Genomic DNA, 17,443 nt, shown 5'->3' with positions numbered 1-17,443 from the left:
ACTATCGGAATCAAGCGCCGCCTGATTCCGAAGCGGCTTCATAGCGGGGAAAGGGACTTCGATGCTGCCACTCTTCGACATGATGATGCAGGCACAGAATGGCGCCGCCACGGAGGCCATGGCCAAGCAGTTCAATCTGGCGCAGGAGCAGGCGACCAAGGCGATGGCCGCGCTGATGCCGGCTTTTTCCTCCGGCTTCAAGCGCAGCGCCACCGATCCCTATAATTTCATGGGTGTGATGCAGGACATCAGCTCCGGCAACTACGCGAAATATTTCGAGGATATGACGAAAGCTTTCACGCCCGAGGGCATTGCCGACGGCAATGCGGTGCTGGGCAGGCTGTTCGGCTCCAAGGACGTTTCCCGCGCGGTTGCGGCACAGGCAGCGCAGATGACCGGCATCGGCCAGGAGATCTACAAGCGCATGCTGCCCGCCATGGCCGACACGCTGATGGGCGGCCTTTTCAAGGAAACGAGCGGCCAGATCCCGCAGATGGCCAATCCCTTCCTCAACACCGCGATGGGCGAGATGATGCAGGGCTGGCTGCAGAGCATCGGCTTTGCGCCCAAGCAACAGCCGACGCCGCAGGCGAGCATCTTCGACAATCCCTTCACCCAGGCGATGGAACTGATGTTCGGCGCCGACGCCGTCAAGCGCGAGAAGCCGGCGCCGACCAATCCGTTCCTCGACAATCCCTTCGCCAAGGCGTTCCAGGACATGATGAAGAACTTCCCGATGCCATCAGAGCCGCCGAAGGAAGAGCCGAAGACCAAGCCCGCCGTCGGCGTCGACATGGCGGCCTATACCGAGATGTTCAACGCCATGTTCGACAGCGGTCTCGAAGTGCAGAGGAGCTACCAGAAGAGCATGGAGGCGATCTTCGACAGTTATAAATCCGCGGGCGACGGGATCAAAACGCCGGGGCGCGAATCCTAACCCGCACCCTTGGTGTTTGACTTGCTTGCCCGCAAGATCAGAGCTTCCGAAGCGTCTATGAGAGCCCTTACATAGGATGCGTCCATCAGCTTTGGCGATGGCAGGATCGCCTCTGCCTTGTTGTTGAACATGGCACCGCTGTGACCTTCGAGATCGGGCGAGACAAGGAGCGGGATCATGCGTGCGGCATAGGTTTCCGCGCTGATGGTTGCAAAGCCGAACATCCACTCGATCGTCCTCAGCAGCAGCCTGTTCGATCCGAAAAGATTGCCGCGAATGTTGGTTTTAACGAAGCCGGGGTTTAGCCCGAAAAAATCAACCTCCGGAAACCGTCTAGCGGCGTCCAGAACAAGCGCCTCGTTTCCAGCCACAGTGTTCGAGTGCGCGCGCCATCGGCCATACTTCTTCTCCGTATTCAGGTCGTCCACGGCCCCGGCCTGACCTGTTCCGGGAAAGCCTGTGACGAAGATGCGCGGTTTCATTCCGGCATTTGGCCGATCTTTGCCAAGCCGCGACGCGATCTCATTCACAATGACGAACCGGCTGAGATAGCTGATCGCCAAATCGCGCTCGAGCCCCTCGGCGGTTTGCTCGCGCCGGGGACCAGCCATGACCCCGGTTGTCATGACAACAAGATCGAGATTGCCTGCGGGCAGGTCCGTAGCGACGCGCCTGGCCTCGCTCAACAGGCTCAAATCGGCTTTGACGAACTCGATCCCACGGCTGCCGGCATCCCTGAATGTCTGACCGATCACGACGACATGGGCGCCTCGCGCGGTCATCGTATGCGCGAGGGCACGGCCTATCCCGCCCGTGCCTCCGACGATCGCAACGTTCATGCTGCCGAGATCGAGGCTGTCCGCCTCGACGTGGCGCCATCCGAGCGACTTGTCACGTTTCATTTCGTCCCACCCCTCAAAGACTGCCGGCCTGCTGGCCGATCGACCTGGCAAGTACCGGATAATCGAGATAGCCCTTGGCTCCAGGCGTGTAGAAGGTCGAGCGATCCGGTTCATTCAAGGGCGCATGGCGACGGAAACGCTCTGCCAAGTCCGGGTTGGCGAGAAATGCGCTGCCGAAAACCACGGCATCAGCTTTGCCCTGTTGCAAGAGTTCCTCCGCACGCGCCTGATTGAGCCCGCCGCCGATGATGTAAGATCCGGCAAAACGCGGACGCAGCAGCTCGTGATAGTCCACCGCAGCGCCAAACAATGCGACGTGGAGATAGGCCATGTCCGAGGCTGGAAGATGCTCGACCAGATAGGAGTAGGTTTCTTGCGGATTGGCGTCCGATATATCGTTGAAATTCATCTCCGGCGAGATCTTGAGACCAACCCGGCCGACCCCGGCCTCCTCGATCATCCCGGCGAGAACTTCGAGTATGAACCTGGCGCGGTTGGCCACAGAGCCACCGTATTCGTCCGTGCGCTCATTGCTGCCGGTCGAGAGGAATTGCTCCGGAAGGTAGCCTGAAGCGCCATGGAGTTCGACGCCGTCGAAGCCGATGGCAAGCGCGTTGCGGGTCGCGACACGATAACTTCCGATAGTCTCCTTGATCTCGACAAGCGAAAGCGCGCGGGGTGTGACAAAATCCTTCTGACCCTCATTGGTCCAGGTCTGCCCGTTAGGACGGATGGCCGAAGGAGCGACCGGCAGTTCGCCGTCGGGCAGCAACAAGGGATGGGAGATCCTGCCGGTATGCATCAGCTGCAGGAAAATCCGGCCGCCCGCAGCGTGAACGGCATCGACCACGGCCTTCCAGGCCTTGAGCTGCGGCTCCGTCTGGATGCCCGGTGTGCGCACATAGCCCTTGCCGCCGGATGTCGGGAAGACACCTTCCGTGACGATAAGACCCGCACCGGCACGCTGCGCATAGTAGGTGACGGTCAGATCTCCCGGCACACCATCATCATCGGCCCGGGAGCGGGTCATCGGGGCCATGACAAGGCGGTTGGCGATCTCGGTTCGGCCGAGGCGAGTGGATGTGAAGATCTTGCTCATGGAACGTCCTTTCTGTCGGTTCGAACAAGACATGGGACCTTTCTGTGGTGGCATAAACAGGCTATTGTGGAAATGATTATTCCAATAATGGCGCAATCTCGATGGAATACCTGAATGACATGGCGCTTTTCGTTGAGGTCGCGAAAGCTCGAAGTTTTCGCCGCGCGGCGGAAGTGCTCGGGATACCCAACTCCACGCTTTCCCGCAGGATCAGCCTCCTTGAGAAGTCGATCGGATTGCGTCTTCTGCATCGCACCACGCGTCGGATCGAGCTGACCGAGGCCGGACAGCTCTATTACGAACGCAGCAAGCGCATCGTCGAGGAGGCGAAAATTGCCCACGAGCAGTTGGGCGAGATGGTGGCGCGGCCAAGCGGCCTGCTCAAGGTTTCCCTGCCCGTGGATTTCGCCACAACATATCTGGCGCCGCTACTGCCGGAATTCGCCGCGCTTTACCCGGGCCTGGATTTCGATTTCGACCTGACGCCCCGCAACGTCGATCTCGTTGCAGAGCCTTTCGATCTGGCAATCCGCATGGCTGCCCCTCAAACGCAAAACCTGATTGCCCGGGTCATCGCCCGACTGACACCCCGGCTCTATGCCGCTCCGGGCTACCTTGAACAAAATGGCGAACCGCAACATCCGTCCGAATTGGAACGGCACCAATGTCTGACGATGCAGAATATCGGCAGCTGGATCCTCCATCGCGGAACGGAAAGCGTCGAGACCAAGGCAGGAAGCCGTTTTCGCGGCAATAGCGTTGCCATGATCCGGCGGCTTGCAACACTGGAGATGGGCATTACCGCCGTTCCGGAGAGGGTCGTCGTGGAAGAGCTTGCAAGCGGACAATTGCGGCGCATCCTGCCGGAATGGCAGTTGGCCCCCACTTCGGTCTATGCTGTTACGGAGACACGCCTGCTTCCCGCCAAGACACAACGCTTTATCGAGTTCCTGCGAGAGCGGCTTCGCGAGGTGTAACACCGTCTCATCCCGGTCTGAGAGCGGCTCATCAGCCGGCGGCCCGGACAAACCCGCCCAATGCGATATCGCGATTGCACGTCGACCTGTCCTTCATGGCCGGCGCTCACTGTTCGCCCTATCGCACAGCCCGTGCACATTGGCCCCAGTTATCTTACATTCAAACACTGCCTATTTCTCCTTTCATCTTGAAAAGGAGACAGCCATGTCCAGTATCGAACAATCCGGAAGCTTCACCCTCGGCGACCTCAAGGTCAAACGGCTCGGCTACGGTGCCATGCAGCTTGCAGGCCCCGGCGTGTTCGGTCCGCCGAAGGACCACGAGACGGCACTTGCGGTTCTGCGCGAAGCCATTGCCTCCGGCGTCGACCATATCGATACCAGCGACTTCTACGGCCCGCATGTGACCAACCAGCTGATCCGGGAAGCGCTCCATCCCTATCGAGACGATCTTGTCATCGTCACCAAGATCGGCGCACGGCGCGGCGCGGATGCCTCCTGGGTCCCGGCCTTCTCCGCCGATGAGCTGCAGCAGGCGGTGCGCGACAATCTGCGCAATCTTAGGCTGGATGTACTCGATGCCGTGAACCTGCGCATCATGCTCGACGTGCACGGTCCCGCTGAAGGATCGATCGAGGCGCCGCTGACTGCCCTAGCCGAGCTTAAACAGCAGGGTCTGGTGCGCCATATCGGGCTTAGCAACGTCACGCGCAAACAGATCGCCGAGGGGCGCACGATCGCCGAGATCGTCTGCGTGCAGAACCTCTACAATCTGGCGCAGCGCACGGACGACGCGCTGATCGACGAACTCAATCGTGACGGCATCGCTTATGTGCCCTTCTTCCCGCTCGGCGGCTTCACTCCGCTGCAATCTTCGGCCCTGTCCGATGTCGCTGCCCGGCTGAATGCAACGCCGATGCAGGTGGCGCTCGCCTGGCTGCTGCACCGCTCGCCGAACATCCTGCTTATTCCGGGCACGTCGTCGCTTGCGCATCTCAAGCAGAATATCGCGGCCGCCGAACTCAAGCTGCCGGAGAATGCGATCGCCGAACTCGATCGCATCGCCAGCGCCAGCCACACCTGAGGCGTCCCTTCACCGATCCGAGACGGCTCGGGCAGAGAGCTCGAGCCGTCTCTCTATGCCGATGTTGTCGAGAAACACCTCGTCGTGGCTGACGACCAGAAGCGCGCCGTCATAGGCCCGCAACCCGGCTTCGACCGCGGTGATGGAATCGATATCGAGATGGTTGGTCGGTTCGTCGAGGATCAGCAACGAAGGCGGCACCGTGCCGCCAAGCACGCAGGCAAGCCCGGCTCGCAGAAGCTGGCCGCCGCTCAAGCTGGAGACGATCTGCAGCGCGGCGTCCGCCCGGAACATGAAGCGCGCCAGGGCGGCTCGGCAGGCATTTTCGTCCGCATCAGGGTTGATCCTGCGGAAATTGTCGCGGATCGAAAGCGATGGATCGAGGAGGCTGACCCTTTGGTCCAGCAGGGCGGAATGGACGACCCGCACCGTGCCGCTCCAGGGTTTTAGCGCGCCGGAGACCAGCGCCAGCAGTGTCGTTTTGCCCGAACCGTTCGGCCCGGTGACGGCAACGCGTTCCGGCCCCGTCATGATGAAATCGAAGTCGCGCAGGATTGGCTGCTCCGGCTCGTAGCCAGCGGTAATAGCTTCCATCCGCAGGACGATCCTGTTTGCCGGCAATCCTGACGTCGGCAACTTCACGGTCAGGGGCTGCAGGACCTCGATCTTCTCGCGGGCAGCGACAGCATCTTGCAGAGCCTGGCCGCGACGCCGTTCGGCGAGCCGCGTATTCTCCGCACTCGTCATTTCGGCCCGCTCCTTCAATCCGCCGAGCATGATGCGCGGAATGCCACCTTTCGCGGCCATCTTCCGGCCGGCCTTGTCCCGCCTCGCCTGCCGTTCGACGGCTGCCTGGGCACTTCTTTCCACCTCGGCGACACGCTTCTCCGCCTCGGCAAAATCATGTTCGGCTGCGGAAAGCTCCAGTGCCTTGCGCTCGCGATATTGGCTCCAGTTGCCGCCATAGCGCGAGGCGCCGAGCGAGGTCAGCTCGACGATCGCATCCATGGTATCGAGCAATTCGCGATCATGGCTGATGACGATGGCCCCTGCCCTCCAGCCGGCCAACAGATCGATCACCGCGACGCGGCCGTCACGATCGAGATTGTTGGTCGGCTCGTCGAGGATCAGGAAATCGGGATCGTCGACGATGAGGGCAGCAAGGCCGCATCGCGTACGTTGCCCGCCGGACAGAGTGACGAGACGCGTTTCCGGGGTGACGTCGAGCTCAACACGATCAAGGGCTGTGGCGATGCGCGACTCGAGCGTCCAGTCGGCCGAGGCGAGTTCGTCATTTGTGGCTTCGCCGGCTTCCGCCCGCTTCAGGACGGCAAGGGCTTCGCTCGCACCGAAAAGATCGGCAACAGTTTCGTCGGCTTCCACTTGCACGCTTTGGCGCAGGATTCCCAATCGACCGTTGAAGGAGATGCTGCCGGATTGCGGCTGCAGTTCGCCGGAGACGAGCTTGATCAGCGTCGTCTTACCGACGCCGTTGCGTCCGACGAGGCCGGTGCGCTCCGCGCCAAAGCTCAGGTCGAGATGGGAAAGAAGCGGCCGGCCGTCAGGCGTGGACCACGAAAGATTGGATAGAGTGATGGATATGGGCATGAGCAAGAATTTCCCCGATGGCAAGGCTGAACGGCATTGCGGTCGGGTCAATTTTCATCGGGGCACACATCCTGTTGGTATCAACGATGCTCACAAACTAGGCGAGCGGCATCTTCAGTTCAAGTCCTGCGAGTGAAGATGCAGGCATTTCACGCATTGGCATCGACTGCGTCAAGGAAGTCGATGACACGCTTCCAGGTGAGATCGGCGGCCTGGGCGCTATAATCTGGCAGGCTGGCATCGGTATAGAGATGGCCGCCACCGCCCGGATACCGGAAGATCTCTGCCGCGACGCCGGACTTGGCGACGGCCTGTCGCCAGCTGGCAACGTCTTCCTCCGGCTCGAACGGATCGGGATCGGCCAGATGAAGCTGCAGGGGCAAACCCTTGCGCGCATTGTCGGCGATGGAGGCAATGCCGTGCAGGAACAGGATGCCGGCGGTCTTCTCCCGCTTTGGCCAGAGACTGGCGGCGACGGCGGCGCCCATCGAAAAGCCGGCAAGCACGGTCGAGGCAGGCAGACCGGCGAGCGCCCATTCAGCACGTTCGCAGATCGTCGGCCAGCCGACCTCGTCCTTGAACTCGAAACCCTCGTCGATCGATCGCGCGATCAGCCCTTCATAGAGATCCGGTGCGAAAGCCTTATGCCCCGCCGCCTGCACACGCTCGACCGCTTCATGCTCAAGCGAGCGCAGACCATAGACGGAGTGGAAGAAGATTACCGTTGCCATCGTCGAATCCCCATTCTTCGCATCGGATCATAAGATAAGGTCATTGCCGCCCGAGGCAACTTCGCCGCGCATGTTTCATCGCCGAAACAGCGCCCAAAAAGAAAAAACCCGGTGTTGGCCCTTGGGCCGAACACCGGGAAAGAGGCAGGGCTTATTGGCTATCACCCTGCGGGGAAACTGTTGTCCGCCGTCAGCCTCTAAAGCTGCTGAAGGCGGAAAGGCGCGTGCGGCGACGCGCGGAATTGGTCAGGTAGCTGGACGGGTCCTCGAAGAAGGTCGAGGTAGTCAGCGCGGAGCTCACATCCTGCCTGCTGAGGCCGATGTCGCACAGCTGGCTATCATTTAGCTCATTCAGATAGTTGATCTCCTGGCGATTTCGGATTGCGCGCCAGATCGATGCAACGTTGCCCAAAGCAAGCATCATGCGTGCCGTCAGCGACAGCGATGGCGTTGCCAGGCCGAGGTCAAGGGTCCGATCTGTCGTGCGCATTTCCGTATTCCTTTCTTTGGGCACACGCGAGCCAAGCCCCTTCCCGATGATCCGGAAAAGGGGCGAAGGCCGGGAGGAGTTCGACAGGTGTCTCTGTTCGATTGGTATGCTGAATTGCATTCAGAAGATGCCAAAGCCCTATTGATCAGTCCAACGAATGTTTCTAATGATAACTATCAAACTCCTTTATAGGTGAGATCCATGTCCGCGCCGCTTGATATCGATCAGTTGCAGACCTTCATCGCAATCGTGGATTCCGGCAGCTTCACCAAGGCTGCCGACCGGGTATTCAAGACCCAGTCGGCCGTCTCCATGCAGATGCGCCGGCTGGAAGAGCGGGTCGGCAAGCAGCTTTTCATCAAGGACGGCCGCGGCAACCGCCTGACGGCGGAAGGCGACAAGCTGCTGAACTATGCCCGCCGGATCATTCGCCTGAACAACGAAGCTATCGCCGCCTTCGACGACAACCGTCTTGAAGGCACGCTGCGCATTGGCACACCGGACGATTATGCCGACCGCTACATGCCTGAAATCATCGGCCGCTTCGCCAAGACGCATCCGAATGTCGAGCTCTACATCGTCTGCGAACCCTCGGTGGATCTTGCCGAGCGTATGCATCGCGGCGAGCTCGATATCGCGCTCGTCACCCATAATCCGCGCGAACGTATGTCGGATGTGGTGCGCACGGAGCCGCTCTGCTGGGTTGGCTCGGCCAACCATCCGCTGCGTGACGACGCGCCCATTCCGCTTGCCGTCGGGCGTCGCGACTGTCAGTGGCGACAGCTCGCCTGCTCAGCGCTCGATGCCGGCGGCCGCGACTATCAGATCCTGTTCACCAGCTGGTCCTGCACCGTCGTCGCAGCGGCCGTGCTTGCCGGCATGGCGGTTTCGGTCATGCCGGAATCAGCTCTGCGCACCGGCATGAAGGTGCTGACCCAGGCTGACGGCTTCCCGCCGCTGCCGCCGGTGCAGATCGGCATCATGAAGCGGGCCGGCCTCTCCGTATCGCTGATGAATGCCATCACCGCACATATCTCGGCGTGCCTCGACAACATCACGCCGGCTGCTGTGGATGACGATCTTGATGGCGAGGTGAAAACCTATACGCGCTTCTACCCGCGACTGCGTGCCGGGCACATTCTACCGGGCTGGTGAGCTAGAAGCGCACCAGCCGATTAGCTTCGACGATGGTTATTGCGCCGGCTCCGCCAGCAGGGTGGCGCGGATCACCTGCTTCCATTCGTGCAGCATGCGCTTGGCCATCTCGTCGTCGCTCATGATGGCAAAACGGACGGATGCGCCGATCAGATGGCTGAACAGCTGGGTGCGCGCCTCAAGGTCGATGCGGCTTTCGGTCGGCAGGAACGGCCGAATGCTTTCCAGGAAAATTTCGGCGACACGATTGCTGTGCTGTATGTTGAGCTGGAGAATATCCCTATCGATATCCGTGCCGAGCCAGACGCCGAGATAGGCGGGATCGCTGCGATATTCGCGATAGTACCAATCGATCATGCCGCAAGCGAGCTCGATGGCGTGATCGAGCGATGTCACGATGGCAAAGGCTTCGCTCACCTTTTGCTGGATACGACTGGAGTGCCGGTCAAGCAAAGCTCTGACGATCGCGGCCTTGTCGGGAAAATACTGATAGACGGAACCGATCGGGACCGTGGCAACCGCAGCCAGCTCCGTCATCTTCATGGCGCTGACGCCTTTCTCGGCGATCAGCGCAGCCGCAACCGACAGGATGGCATCGACACGCTGGATACTTCGCTCCTGCTGTGGCCTTTTTCGGAACGTGACGCGGTCAGGCTTATTCGGCTTCATTCTTTACCCGTTTCATTGTCATACTGAACGACGCTCAAGCGCGCTGACGCTATGACACCAGACGCGTTCAATGCGCGTAAACGGGAAAAGCTCAATTTTAATCATCACTTAGGAGCGGTAATCGAACTCCGGGAAACGAGGCCGAAACATGGTTTCGCCCTCGTAACCAACCTATGGCCGACACGCCCACATCGGCGATTTGTGTCGTTCTAGGACACGTACTTCTTCAAAAATTCGACCGTCCTGCCCCAAGCGAGGTCGGCCGCCTTCTTGTCATATCGGGCAGCCGAGGTATCGTTGTTGAAGGCATGATTGACTCCGTCATAGACAAAGATCTCGAAAGTCTTGCCGCCGGCCTGCAACTCCTTGCGATAGGCATCGATGCCGGCGTTGATGCGGTCGTCGAGGCCGGCATAGTGCAGCAGCAGGGCCGCCTTGATCTTTGGAACGTCGCCCGCCGGCGGCTGAGCGCCATAATAGGCGACCCCCGCCTTCAGCTCCGGCGAGATCGTCGCGAAACGATTGACGAGACCGCCGCCCCAGCAGAAGCCAACGGCGCCGACATTGCCGTTGGCACCATCCGTCTTCGCGAGGTAGGTCAGGCTCGCCTCGGCATTGGCGGCCGTCAATGCCGGATCGAGATTGGTGAACATGTCGCGCGCCTTGTCTTCATCCCCGGGCGTGCCGCCGAGCGGCGACAGGAAATCCGGTGCCAGCGCGACGAAACCTTCCAGCGCCATGCGACGGGCGACATCACGGATATGCGGGTTGAGGCCACGGTTCTCGTGGATGACGATGACGCCGCCGAGCTTGCCGGCCGCATCCTTCGGGCGGGCGAGATACCCCTTCATCTCACCCTTGCTACCGGCAAAAGTCACATCCTTTGCTTCCAGCCTGCTGTCATCGGCGGCAATGACCTCGGCGCTTGCCTTGTTGGCGGCAAGCAGCGGCGCGATGGCGGCGGCGGCCCCGGCCGAGCCGGCAAGCTTGGTCAGCTTTTCCATGAAACCCCGACGATCGAGCGTCAAATGCGTATATTCGTCATAGGCGTTGATCATCGCCTGCGTTACAACGGGCTTTTCCGTGCTCATGGTCCTGTTCTCCCTGTTTCCCCGGCAGCAGGCAACAAACGACCAGCTACCCGCTGACAAGATAGGTCAACGGGTGGAGGCGTAACGATAAAGGAAAAACACAAATGCGTTACCACAGGTTGCTGCTGCGGTCATCATCCTTGATCAGGAGAAGGCAAGCCAGATGGCGAGCCACGCCCACATAAAGACGAGCGCCGCAAAGCCGAGAGCAAAGAGCGGGCTACGATAACGCAGATTGTTGCTGGTGACGTGCACGTAGGCATGCGCATAGCGCGCCACGACGAAGATCCAGGCGAGGATTATGGCCGCCAGATTATCCGCCTGGGTGGTATAGAGCACGATGCAGCAGGCATGGAACAGCAACGGGACCTCGAACTGGTTGGCGATGCTGTTGCGCACCACCAGGCTTTCGGCCGGCTCATTGGCGGCATGGTTCTCGCGAAAGTTCGCAGGCTGTATCCGGCCGGCTTTGACGAGAACGCGGCGACGCCATCCGAGGAGCGCGTAGAGGATGAAGACCAGCACCGCATGCGCCACCATGGGCCAGAACATTTCATAGCCTGTCACGCCGCCAACTCCTTTGGAATTTCCGAAAGCCGAACCACTGCATAGCTTTGTCCTTAAATCGATTCCGATTTAAGGACAAAGCTATGCAGTAAATTTAAAGTGCTACAGCGACCTTTGCGCGTCACGTATGACGCGCAAAGGTCGCTGTAATCGATCAGGACGGCTTGGAGCCGCCCGGCGAGAGGTAGCGAAAAATCGCGAAGCGGGCCAGCAGAATAACCGTCACGACCAGCGTCAGGAATTTCAGCCGCACGATGATGGGCAGCAGGCTCGCAAGCAGCGATACCGTGGCATCCGAGGGCGTTGCCGGCGGATAGAGCATCAGGCCGGCGATATTCTCGGCATAATCGACGAGTGTGTAGAAGATCGGCAGGCAGAAAATGACTATGGTCGCGCCGGGTGGGATCGGCCGGCCGAAGAAAAAGCCGCCCGGCCCGACCAGCCGCATCAGGCAAAACAGCAATCCCCCCAACACCAGCGGGAAAATCAGCTCCGGCCCGAGATACATGGAATGCAGGATCGCGGCCGGATCGGGATGCTCCTTGAGATAGCGCAGCATGGCGACGACGTCGTCGCTTTCATAGCCGCCGATGCGGGCATCGAGCATCGACTGGCCGGCTGCGGCATCGCTGAACGCGCGGACGAAGCCGGCATAGATCCAGGCAAACAGTGCCAGCGAAAGCGCTGCGAGGATCGCTGTCAGGCCCTCTACAGCGCCGCGTGTCATATGTGACACGCAAAGGTCGCTGTAGCACGTTTAATCTGCTGCATAATTTTATCCTTAAATCGATCGCGATTTAAGGAATTATGCAGTAGGGACCTGACGTTGCCCGAAGCGCGATCTGCCATCAATCAGCCGCCTGCGCCCGGATAGTTCGGACTTTCGCGCGTGATCGTGACGTCGTGGGCATGGCTTTCACGCAGGCCCGCGCCGGAGATGCGCACGAAAGTCGCGCGCTCCTGGAAATCCTTGAGGTCGGAGCCGCCGACATAGCCCATGGCCGCCTTGAGGCCGCCTGCGAGCTGGTGCAGCACACCGGAAACGGAACCCTTATAAGGGACCTGGCCTTCGATGCCTTCCGGCACGAGCTTCAGCGTGTCGCGAACCTCTGCCTGGAAGTAGCGGTCAGCCGAGCCGCGGGCCATGGCGCCGACGGAGCCCATGCCGCGATAGGCCTTGAAGGAGCGGCCCTGGTACAGATAGACCTCGCCCGGGCTTTCGTCCGTGCCGGCGAGCAGCGAACCGATCATCGCGGCGGAGGCACCGGCGGCGATCGCCTTTGCCAGGTCGCCCGAGAACTTGATGCCGCCATCGGCGATGACGGGGATGTTCTGATCCTGCGCGGCCTGCACAGCCGACATGATGGCGGCGAGCTGCGGCACGCCGACGCCGGCGACGATACGGGTCGTGCAGATGGAGCCGGGGCCGATACCGACCTTGACGGCGTCAGCACCGGCATCGATCAGCGCCCGCGTGCCGTCATAGGTGGCGACATTGCCGGCCATGATGCGCACCGAGTTGGAAAGCTTCTTGACGCGGGTGACGGCATCGAGAACGCGCTGCGAGTGGCCGTGGGCCGTATCGACGACCAGAAGGTCGACGCCGGCATCGATCAGGCGCTCGGCGCGCTCATAGCCATCGTCGCCGACACTGATGGCGGCGGCGGCGCGAAGCCGGCCCTGCGCATCCTTCGAAGCGTTCGGGTTGAGCTGCGACTTCTCGATATCCTTGACGGTAATCAAACCGACCAGACGGCTGTCAGCATCGACGACAAGTAGCTTTTCGATGCGATGCTTGTGCAGCAAACGCTTGGCTTCCTGCTGCTGGACGCTTTCCGCGACCGTGACCAGATTTTCGCGGGTCATCAGCTCGTAGATCTTCTGGGATGGGTCGGAGGCGAAGCGGACATCGCGGTTGGTGAGGATGCCGACGAGGCGATGCGACTTTTCGACGACCGGGATGCCGGAAATGCCGTGCGCCTTCATCAAAGCGAGCGCTTCGGCAAGCGTGGCATCCGGACCGATGGTGACCGGATTGACCACCATGCCGCTTTCGAACTTCTTGACCTGGCGGACTTCTTCAGCCTGCTGCAGCGGCGTCAGATTGCGGTGGATAACACCCATGCCGCCGGCCTGGGCCATGGCGATCGCAAGGCGGCTTTCCGTGACCGTATCCATCGCGGCGGAGAGGATCGGCAGGTTGAGCTCGATGTCCTGGGCGATGCGGGTCGCGATATTCGTCTGGCCCGGCATGACCTCGGAGTGTCCCGGCTGCAGGAGCACGTCGTCGAATGTCAGAGCATCCAACCCGGTTGACGTTTCAATAATGCGTGCCATGGCCAATTCCTTCGTCTGTGAAAAACAGGAAAGCCCGGAACGAATCGTCTACCGGGCGATCTTGCAAGTGTTGCTTGGAAGTTGGCGAGGGCTGGTAACACGTTCATGACAGGAAGGGAATAGCAAAAAGCGCGGGGCAGACATGCTAAGCCTTGGCTTCAATGCGGGATTTGGCTGCGGTGTTCGGAGATTTTTGTGCGGGTGTTGCGAACGTCTGGTTTCAGATGTCACAGCGCACCGGATTGTCCGGACCTGCGTAATCGTCGGTCGCCTCCGGCAGAAGCAGCAGTTCGGGCAGTCTATTCCGGAAAGGTGCGCCATGGCATAAGGTCACGGCCGATTGGATGCAGGAACCCTGGTGCCTGCCTGTGATCTAAGGAAATGGTCTTTCAATGCTCAAAAGCCCGGTTACGTGCGAAGTTCGCTACCGCATCGATCTCCACAGAATTTCGGAATTCGAAGCTTACAGCCGAATTTGGATTGAGCTCATCGAACGCCATGGCGGAACACATCACGGCTATTTCATACCCCGGGACAAGCCGGCAGAGGCCGGAGTGAGCTTTCCGGGTATAGGTGAGGAAGGACCCGGCAATACAGCGGTCGCACTATTCACATTTCCAGATGAGACAACCTACTTGCAATACCGCGAGCGTGTTGCAGCCGACCCGGACGGAATTGCCGCAAATGAACGCTTCGGCAAAAACCCGCCATTCATCAGCTACGAGCGAACTTTCTTGCAGCCGATGCCCCGAGCAAACTGACACCAGCATAGGACCATGGCCTTTACGAGCTTTCGGACAGTCTCCAAGAGTTTCGCGACATCGCAATTCCTGCTCGCGACCGATGACGGGCAAAGACTTAGACAGAGGTGACGCTCATGGGTTTCTGGATCGCAAATGTCGCTGGATTGGCGATCGCCTATCTCTTCGGCTCCATACCCACGGGCTATCTGGCGGGAAGACTGCTCAAGGGCGTTGATATTCGGGAACTTGGTTCCAAATCCACCGGCGCAACAAATGTGTTGCGCACTCTCGGGAAATGGGCCGCCCTGGCGGTGCTCGCGATCGATGTGCTGAAGGGCGCCGCGGCGATCGTCTTTGCCCGTTGGTTCTATCCTTGGTTCGATACACTGCCGACCGCGCTTGGTTCGCAGAGCCAACAAAGCTTGGTTCCCTGGGCTGTTTGTTTGGCCGGACTTGCCGCGTTGCTGGGACATAGCCGCCCGATTTGGTTGAATTTTAGAGGCGGCAAATCCGTTGCAACGGGACTTGGCCTTTTGCTGGCCATAGCCTGGCCGGTGGGATTAGGTGCAGTGACCGTTTTTGGGGTTGCCTTGGCTATTTTTCGGATTGTTTCTCTGGGCTCAATCCTGGCAGCCTTGACTGCGATTGCCCTTATTTGCGGCCTGGAGCAGCCGTTACCTTATCGATTGTTGGTGATTGCCGGCGGCCTTTACGTGATAGCGCGCCATCGTACGAACATTCAGCGACTGCTGGCAGGAACGGAACCTCGTCTTGGGCGAAATGCCGTGGTCCGGAATTGAAAGCACGGAGCTTCGCGAATTTCGATTGTGACCTAGAGCCGGTTTTGTCATGCTCAAAAGCCTCTCGCATGCGCATCTGGCCGGAAGAGGAATGGCACATGAAGACAGTCACAGCCGGCGTTCTGGAAATTGCCTATCGCGAAAGCGGACCACTCGACGGCCAGCCGGTGATCCTTTTGCACGGCTTTCCGTATGACATTCATGCTTATGACCAAGTGGCCGAGCAACTTGCTTTAGATGGATGGCATTGTTTCGTGCCGTTTTTGCGTGGATTCGGCTCGACGCGATTCCTTTCTGACGAAACCTTCCGGTCAGGAGAGCAAGCCGCTCTAGGTTCAGACCTTCTGGCTTTCATGGACGCGCTTGGCATCTCTTCGGCGACGCTTGGCGGCTATGATTGGGGTGGCCGGGCAGCCTGTATTCTCGCTGCCCTTTGGCCGGAGCGCGTTCGCGGACTGGTAAGCTGCGGCATGGGATACAACATCCAGAACATCGCTGCCGCAGGACAACCTGTCCCGCCCGAGGAAGAATACCGTTATTGGTACCAATATTACTTTCACTCGGAGCGCGGCCGGACGGGATTGACCGAGAAACGCCACGAGCTTTGCCGTTTCATCTGGAAGCTATGGTCTCCCACATGGGATTTCGATGACACCACCTATGAGCAGAGCTTTGCGGCGTTCGAAAATCCGGATTTCGTCGATATCGTCATTCACTCCTATCGACATCGGTTTGGCGGCATTCCGGGGGATCCGCGGCTGCAGTCCATAGAGGCAGAACTAGCCAAGCAACCTGACATCGTCGTGCCGAGCTTTGTTCTGCAGGGTGCCGATGACGGTGTCGATCCACCCGATACAACCGACCACGCCGCGCGCCATTTCAAAACGGCATTTTATCAACGCCGCATTATTGCAAGGGTTGGACATAATCTGCCTCAGGAGGCGCCTGCTGTTTTTGCAGATGCCATCCGCGCTGTTGCGCATCGGGATGACGGTCTCTTTCGCGACCGTTCTTGAGCTCACATTCCGCGTTTAAGTAATAGCATTTGCCGTCCTTAAACGTCGAGCTGATAGGTTTTCGGGATGTAGCGGAAGCCTTCCGGCTGCTTTTCGACGAAGCCGACGGCGGGGAAAGGCATGTGGAAGCCGAGGAAGGGGATGCGGTCGGCGGCGATCATGTCGAAGATGCGTCGGCGGGTTTTCGCGGCCTGTGCCTTATCAGCATCGAAGCGGACTTCCCAATCCGGGCGACCGAGCGACAGGACATAATGGTTGGCGGTGTCGCCGGTCATGACGAGCTGCCTGCCGTCTGATTCGAGATGAAAGACAAGATGGCCGGGGGTGTGGCCTGGCGCCAGCATGGCGGTCATGCCGCCGACGATCTGGTCGCCATCCCTAAGGAAAGTCATCTTTTCGGCGAAGGGCACGACATTGGCGAGGACTGCCTTATGGCCGCCTTCCGCCGGGGTTCCCTCGCGCGCCGTGTCGGTCCAGAACCCATATTCGATCTCGCCGGCGACATAGCGGGCGTTCGGAAAGGCAGGACCGCCTTCCTCCATCAGCCCGTTGATATGATCGCCATGCAGATGCGTGAGAGCGACGACCGTAACCTGCTCCGGCGCGTAGCCTGCAGCTTTCAGCCCCTCACGAAAGCGGCCGAGGCCACGAGCGCGACCGGCCGCACCAAAACCCGTATCGACGACGATCACGTCGGAACCGGTATCGATGACGGCCGGCGCATAGCTGTTGACGAACTTTTCCGTCGGCAGGAAATTCTGCTCCAGCAATTTGCGAACGGTGTCCGGCGTCTGGTTCGAGCCGAAGGTCTCCCAGGGATTGTCCATGATGTTGGCGCCGTCCTTGACGACGGTGACTGTGCAGGATCCCAATTTGAACTGATGCGTATCCGGGGGCAGGACGGCAGTCATGAACTCACTCCTTGTGCTGATGCGCAGCGTAAGCTGCGCCTATCGTCGTCGCCGGCGACAGCGGCCCGGAAGGTCCTCGCCTACAACCGAAAATTTGGTCATGACAAGACAATCCAAATCCGCTAATAGACCGGACGACGTTTTATGCGCTTAGCATTTCCATGCTCTTAGCATATGTCAAATCCTGCGTCCTACCCGATGCGGCAGTGGATATCACGAAGACGTGATCCCCAAGCCTTCATGGAGCAAAATCCAGGATTGGCAGCAGCCTCGCATAGGACTACAGAGCGGCTGATCGCACCCTGAGCGACGGCTTTCCGAAGACA

The 17,443-nt window shown here is 59.8% G+C and carries 19 protein-coding genes; 8 read left to right on the top strand and 11 right to left on the bottom strand.

The window, feature by feature from the left end:
• Positions 1-61: 61 nt before the first annotated feature.
• Positions 62-937 carry a DUF937 domain-containing protein gene (locus tag GA0061103_RS08020; protein WP_092709349.1) on the top strand — a complete coding sequence of 292 codons (876 nt, stop codon included), beginning with the start codon at positions 62-64 and terminating at the stop codon, positions 935-937.
• Here GA0061103_RS08020 and GA0061103_RS08015 read toward each other — a convergent pair.
• Together GA0061103_RS08015 and GA0061103_RS08010 are read right to left on the bottom strand one after the other, a co-directional pair.
• Entirely contained in the window at positions 934-1,839 is a 906-nt protein-coding gene (locus tag GA0061103_RS08015) for an SDR family NAD(P)-dependent oxidoreductase (RefSeq protein WP_092709346.1), read from the bottom strand. The two genes, GA0061103_RS08020 and GA0061103_RS08015, sit on opposite strands and share 4 nt — an antisense overlap.
• Before the next feature lie 13 nt (positions 1,840-1,852).
• Positions 1,853-2,938 (bottom strand): alkene reductase, encoded by a 1,086-nt coding sequence (locus GA0061103_RS08010; protein WP_092709343.1) that lies wholly within the window; start codon positions 2,936-2,938, stop codon positions 1,853-1,855.
• Positions 2,939-3,039: 101 nt separating this feature from the next.
• Between GA0061103_RS08010 and GA0061103_RS08005 the strand changes: the two genes are divergently transcribed.
• Together GA0061103_RS08005 and GA0061103_RS08000 are read left to right on the top strand one after the other, a co-directional pair.
• Positions 3,040-3,915 (top strand): LysR family transcriptional regulator, encoded by an 876-nt coding sequence (locus GA0061103_RS08005; protein ID WP_092709340.1) that lies wholly within the window; start codon positions 3,040-3,042, stop codon positions 3,913-3,915.
• A gap of 205 nt (positions 3,916-4,120) precedes the next feature.
• Positions 4,121-4,999, top strand: coding sequence for an aldo/keto reductase family oxidoreductase (locus GA0061103_RS08000; RefSeq protein WP_092709337.1), 879 nt, complete (start codon positions 4,121-4,123; stop codon positions 4,997-4,999).
• Positions 5,000-5,008: 9 nt separating this feature from the next.
• Here the strand turns inward: GA0061103_RS08000 and GA0061103_RS07995 are convergent, their stop codons facing one another.
• Complete coding sequence (locus tag GA0061103_RS07995) at positions 5,009-6,607, bottom strand: ABC-F family ATP-binding cassette domain-containing protein (RefSeq protein WP_092709335.1); 1,599 nt, start codon at positions 6,605-6,607, stop codon at positions 5,009-5,011.
• Here GA0061103_RS07995 and GA0061103_RS34995 point away from each other — a divergent pair.
• Positions 6,606-6,743 carry a hypothetical protein gene (locus GA0061103_RS34995; RefSeq protein WP_162747669.1) on the top strand — a complete coding sequence of 46 codons (138 nt, stop codon included), beginning with the start codon at positions 6,606-6,608 and terminating at the stop codon, positions 6,741-6,743. The two genes, GA0061103_RS07995 and GA0061103_RS34995, sit on opposite strands and share 2 nt — an antisense overlap.
• 13 nt (positions 6,744-6,756) lie before the next feature.
• Here GA0061103_RS34995 and GA0061103_RS07990 read toward each other — a convergent pair whose 3' ends face one another.
• Positions 6,757-7,338, bottom strand: a complete 582-nt coding sequence (locus tag GA0061103_RS07990) for a dienelactone hydrolase family protein (RefSeq protein WP_092709333.1) — start codon at positions 7,336-7,338, stop codon at positions 6,757-6,759.
• A gap of 190 nt (positions 7,339-7,528) precedes the next feature.
• Positions 7,529-7,828: a DUF1127 domain-containing protein gene (locus tag GA0061103_RS07985; RefSeq protein WP_092709331.1), complete on the bottom strand. Its 300-nt coding sequence runs from the start codon at positions 7,826-7,828 to the stop codon at positions 7,529-7,531.
• Between the two features lie 201 nt (positions 7,829-8,029).
• On the opposite strand from GA0061103_RS07985, the gene GA0061103_RS07980 reads away from it, so the two are divergent.
• Positions 8,030-8,983, top strand: a complete 954-nt coding sequence (locus GA0061103_RS07980) for a LysR substrate-binding domain-containing protein (RefSeq protein WP_069612360.1) — start codon at positions 8,030-8,032, stop codon at positions 8,981-8,983.
• Between the two features lie 36 nt (positions 8,984-9,019).
• Here the strand turns inward: GA0061103_RS07980 and GA0061103_RS07975 are convergent, their stop codons facing one another.
• From GA0061103_RS07975 to guaB, 5 genes are all read right to left on the bottom strand, one after another.
• Positions 9,020-9,652: a TetR/AcrR family transcriptional regulator gene (locus tag GA0061103_RS07975; RefSeq protein ID WP_092709328.1), complete on the bottom strand. Its 633-nt coding sequence runs from the start codon at positions 9,650-9,652 to the stop codon at positions 9,020-9,022.
• A 209-nt stretch (positions 9,653-9,861) separates the two neighbouring features.
• Positions 9,862-10,743 carry a dienelactone hydrolase family protein gene (locus tag GA0061103_RS07970; RefSeq protein WP_092709325.1) on the bottom strand — a complete coding sequence of 294 codons (882 nt, stop codon included), beginning with the start codon at positions 10,741-10,743 and terminating at the stop codon, positions 9,862-9,864.
• 144 nt (positions 10,744-10,887) lie between these two features.
• On the bottom strand, positions 10,888-11,310 hold the full coding sequence (locus tag GA0061103_RS07965) for an MAPEG family protein (RefSeq protein WP_092709322.1): 423 nt from the start codon (positions 11,308-11,310) through the stop codon (positions 10,888-10,890).
• A 154-nt stretch (positions 11,311-11,464) separates the two neighbouring features.
• On the bottom strand, positions 11,465-12,037 hold the full coding sequence (locus GA0061103_RS07960; RefSeq protein ID WP_092709319.1) for a hypothetical protein: 573 nt from the start codon (positions 12,035-12,037) through the stop codon (positions 11,465-11,467).
• Positions 12,038-12,162: 125 nt separating this feature from the next.
• Entirely contained in the window at positions 12,163-13,647 is a 1,485-nt protein-coding gene (gene guaB, locus GA0061103_RS07955; RefSeq protein WP_092709316.1) for an IMP dehydrogenase, read from the bottom strand.
• Positions 13,648-14,039: 392 nt separating this feature from the next.
• On the opposite strand from guaB, the gene GA0061103_RS07950 reads away from it, so the two are divergent.
• The 3 genes from GA0061103_RS07950 (at position 14,040) to GA0061103_RS07940 (ending at position 16,206) form a co-directional block, all read left to right on the top strand.
• A complete protein-coding gene (locus tag GA0061103_RS07950; protein ID WP_092709313.1) occupies positions 14,040-14,408 on the top strand; it encodes an NIPSNAP family protein in 369 nt (122 codons plus the stop codon).
• Between the two features lie 116 nt (positions 14,409-14,524).
• Positions 14,525-15,190, top strand: coding sequence for a glycerol-3-phosphate 1-O-acyltransferase PlsY (gene plsY, locus GA0061103_RS07945; protein WP_092709310.1), 666 nt, complete (start codon positions 14,525-14,527; stop codon positions 15,188-15,190).
• Positions 15,191-15,288: 98 nt separating this feature from the next.
• Entirely contained in the window at positions 15,289-16,206 is a 918-nt protein-coding gene (locus GA0061103_RS07940) for an alpha/beta fold hydrolase (protein ID WP_092711165.1), read from the top strand.
• 38 nt (positions 16,207-16,244) lie between these two features.
• Here the strand turns inward: GA0061103_RS07940 and GA0061103_RS07935 are convergent, their stop codons facing one another.
• The gene (locus GA0061103_RS07935; RefSeq protein ID WP_092709307.1) at positions 16,245-17,117 is read right to left on the bottom strand and encodes an MBL fold metallo-hydrolase; all 873 of its coding nucleotides are present in this window, start codon (positions 17,115-17,117) and stop codon (positions 16,245-16,247) included.
• Positions 17,118-17,443: the final 326 nt, after the last annotated feature.

It is taken from the genome of Martinezella multihospitum, assembly GCF_900094585.1.
Taxonomy (GTDB): domain Bacteria; phylum Pseudomonadota; class Alphaproteobacteria; order Rhizobiales; family Rhizobiaceae; genus Rhizobium; species Rhizobium multihospitium.
The sequence above is the reverse complement of the archived record's forward strand: the minus strand, read 5'-3'. Positions and strand labels throughout refer to the sequence as shown.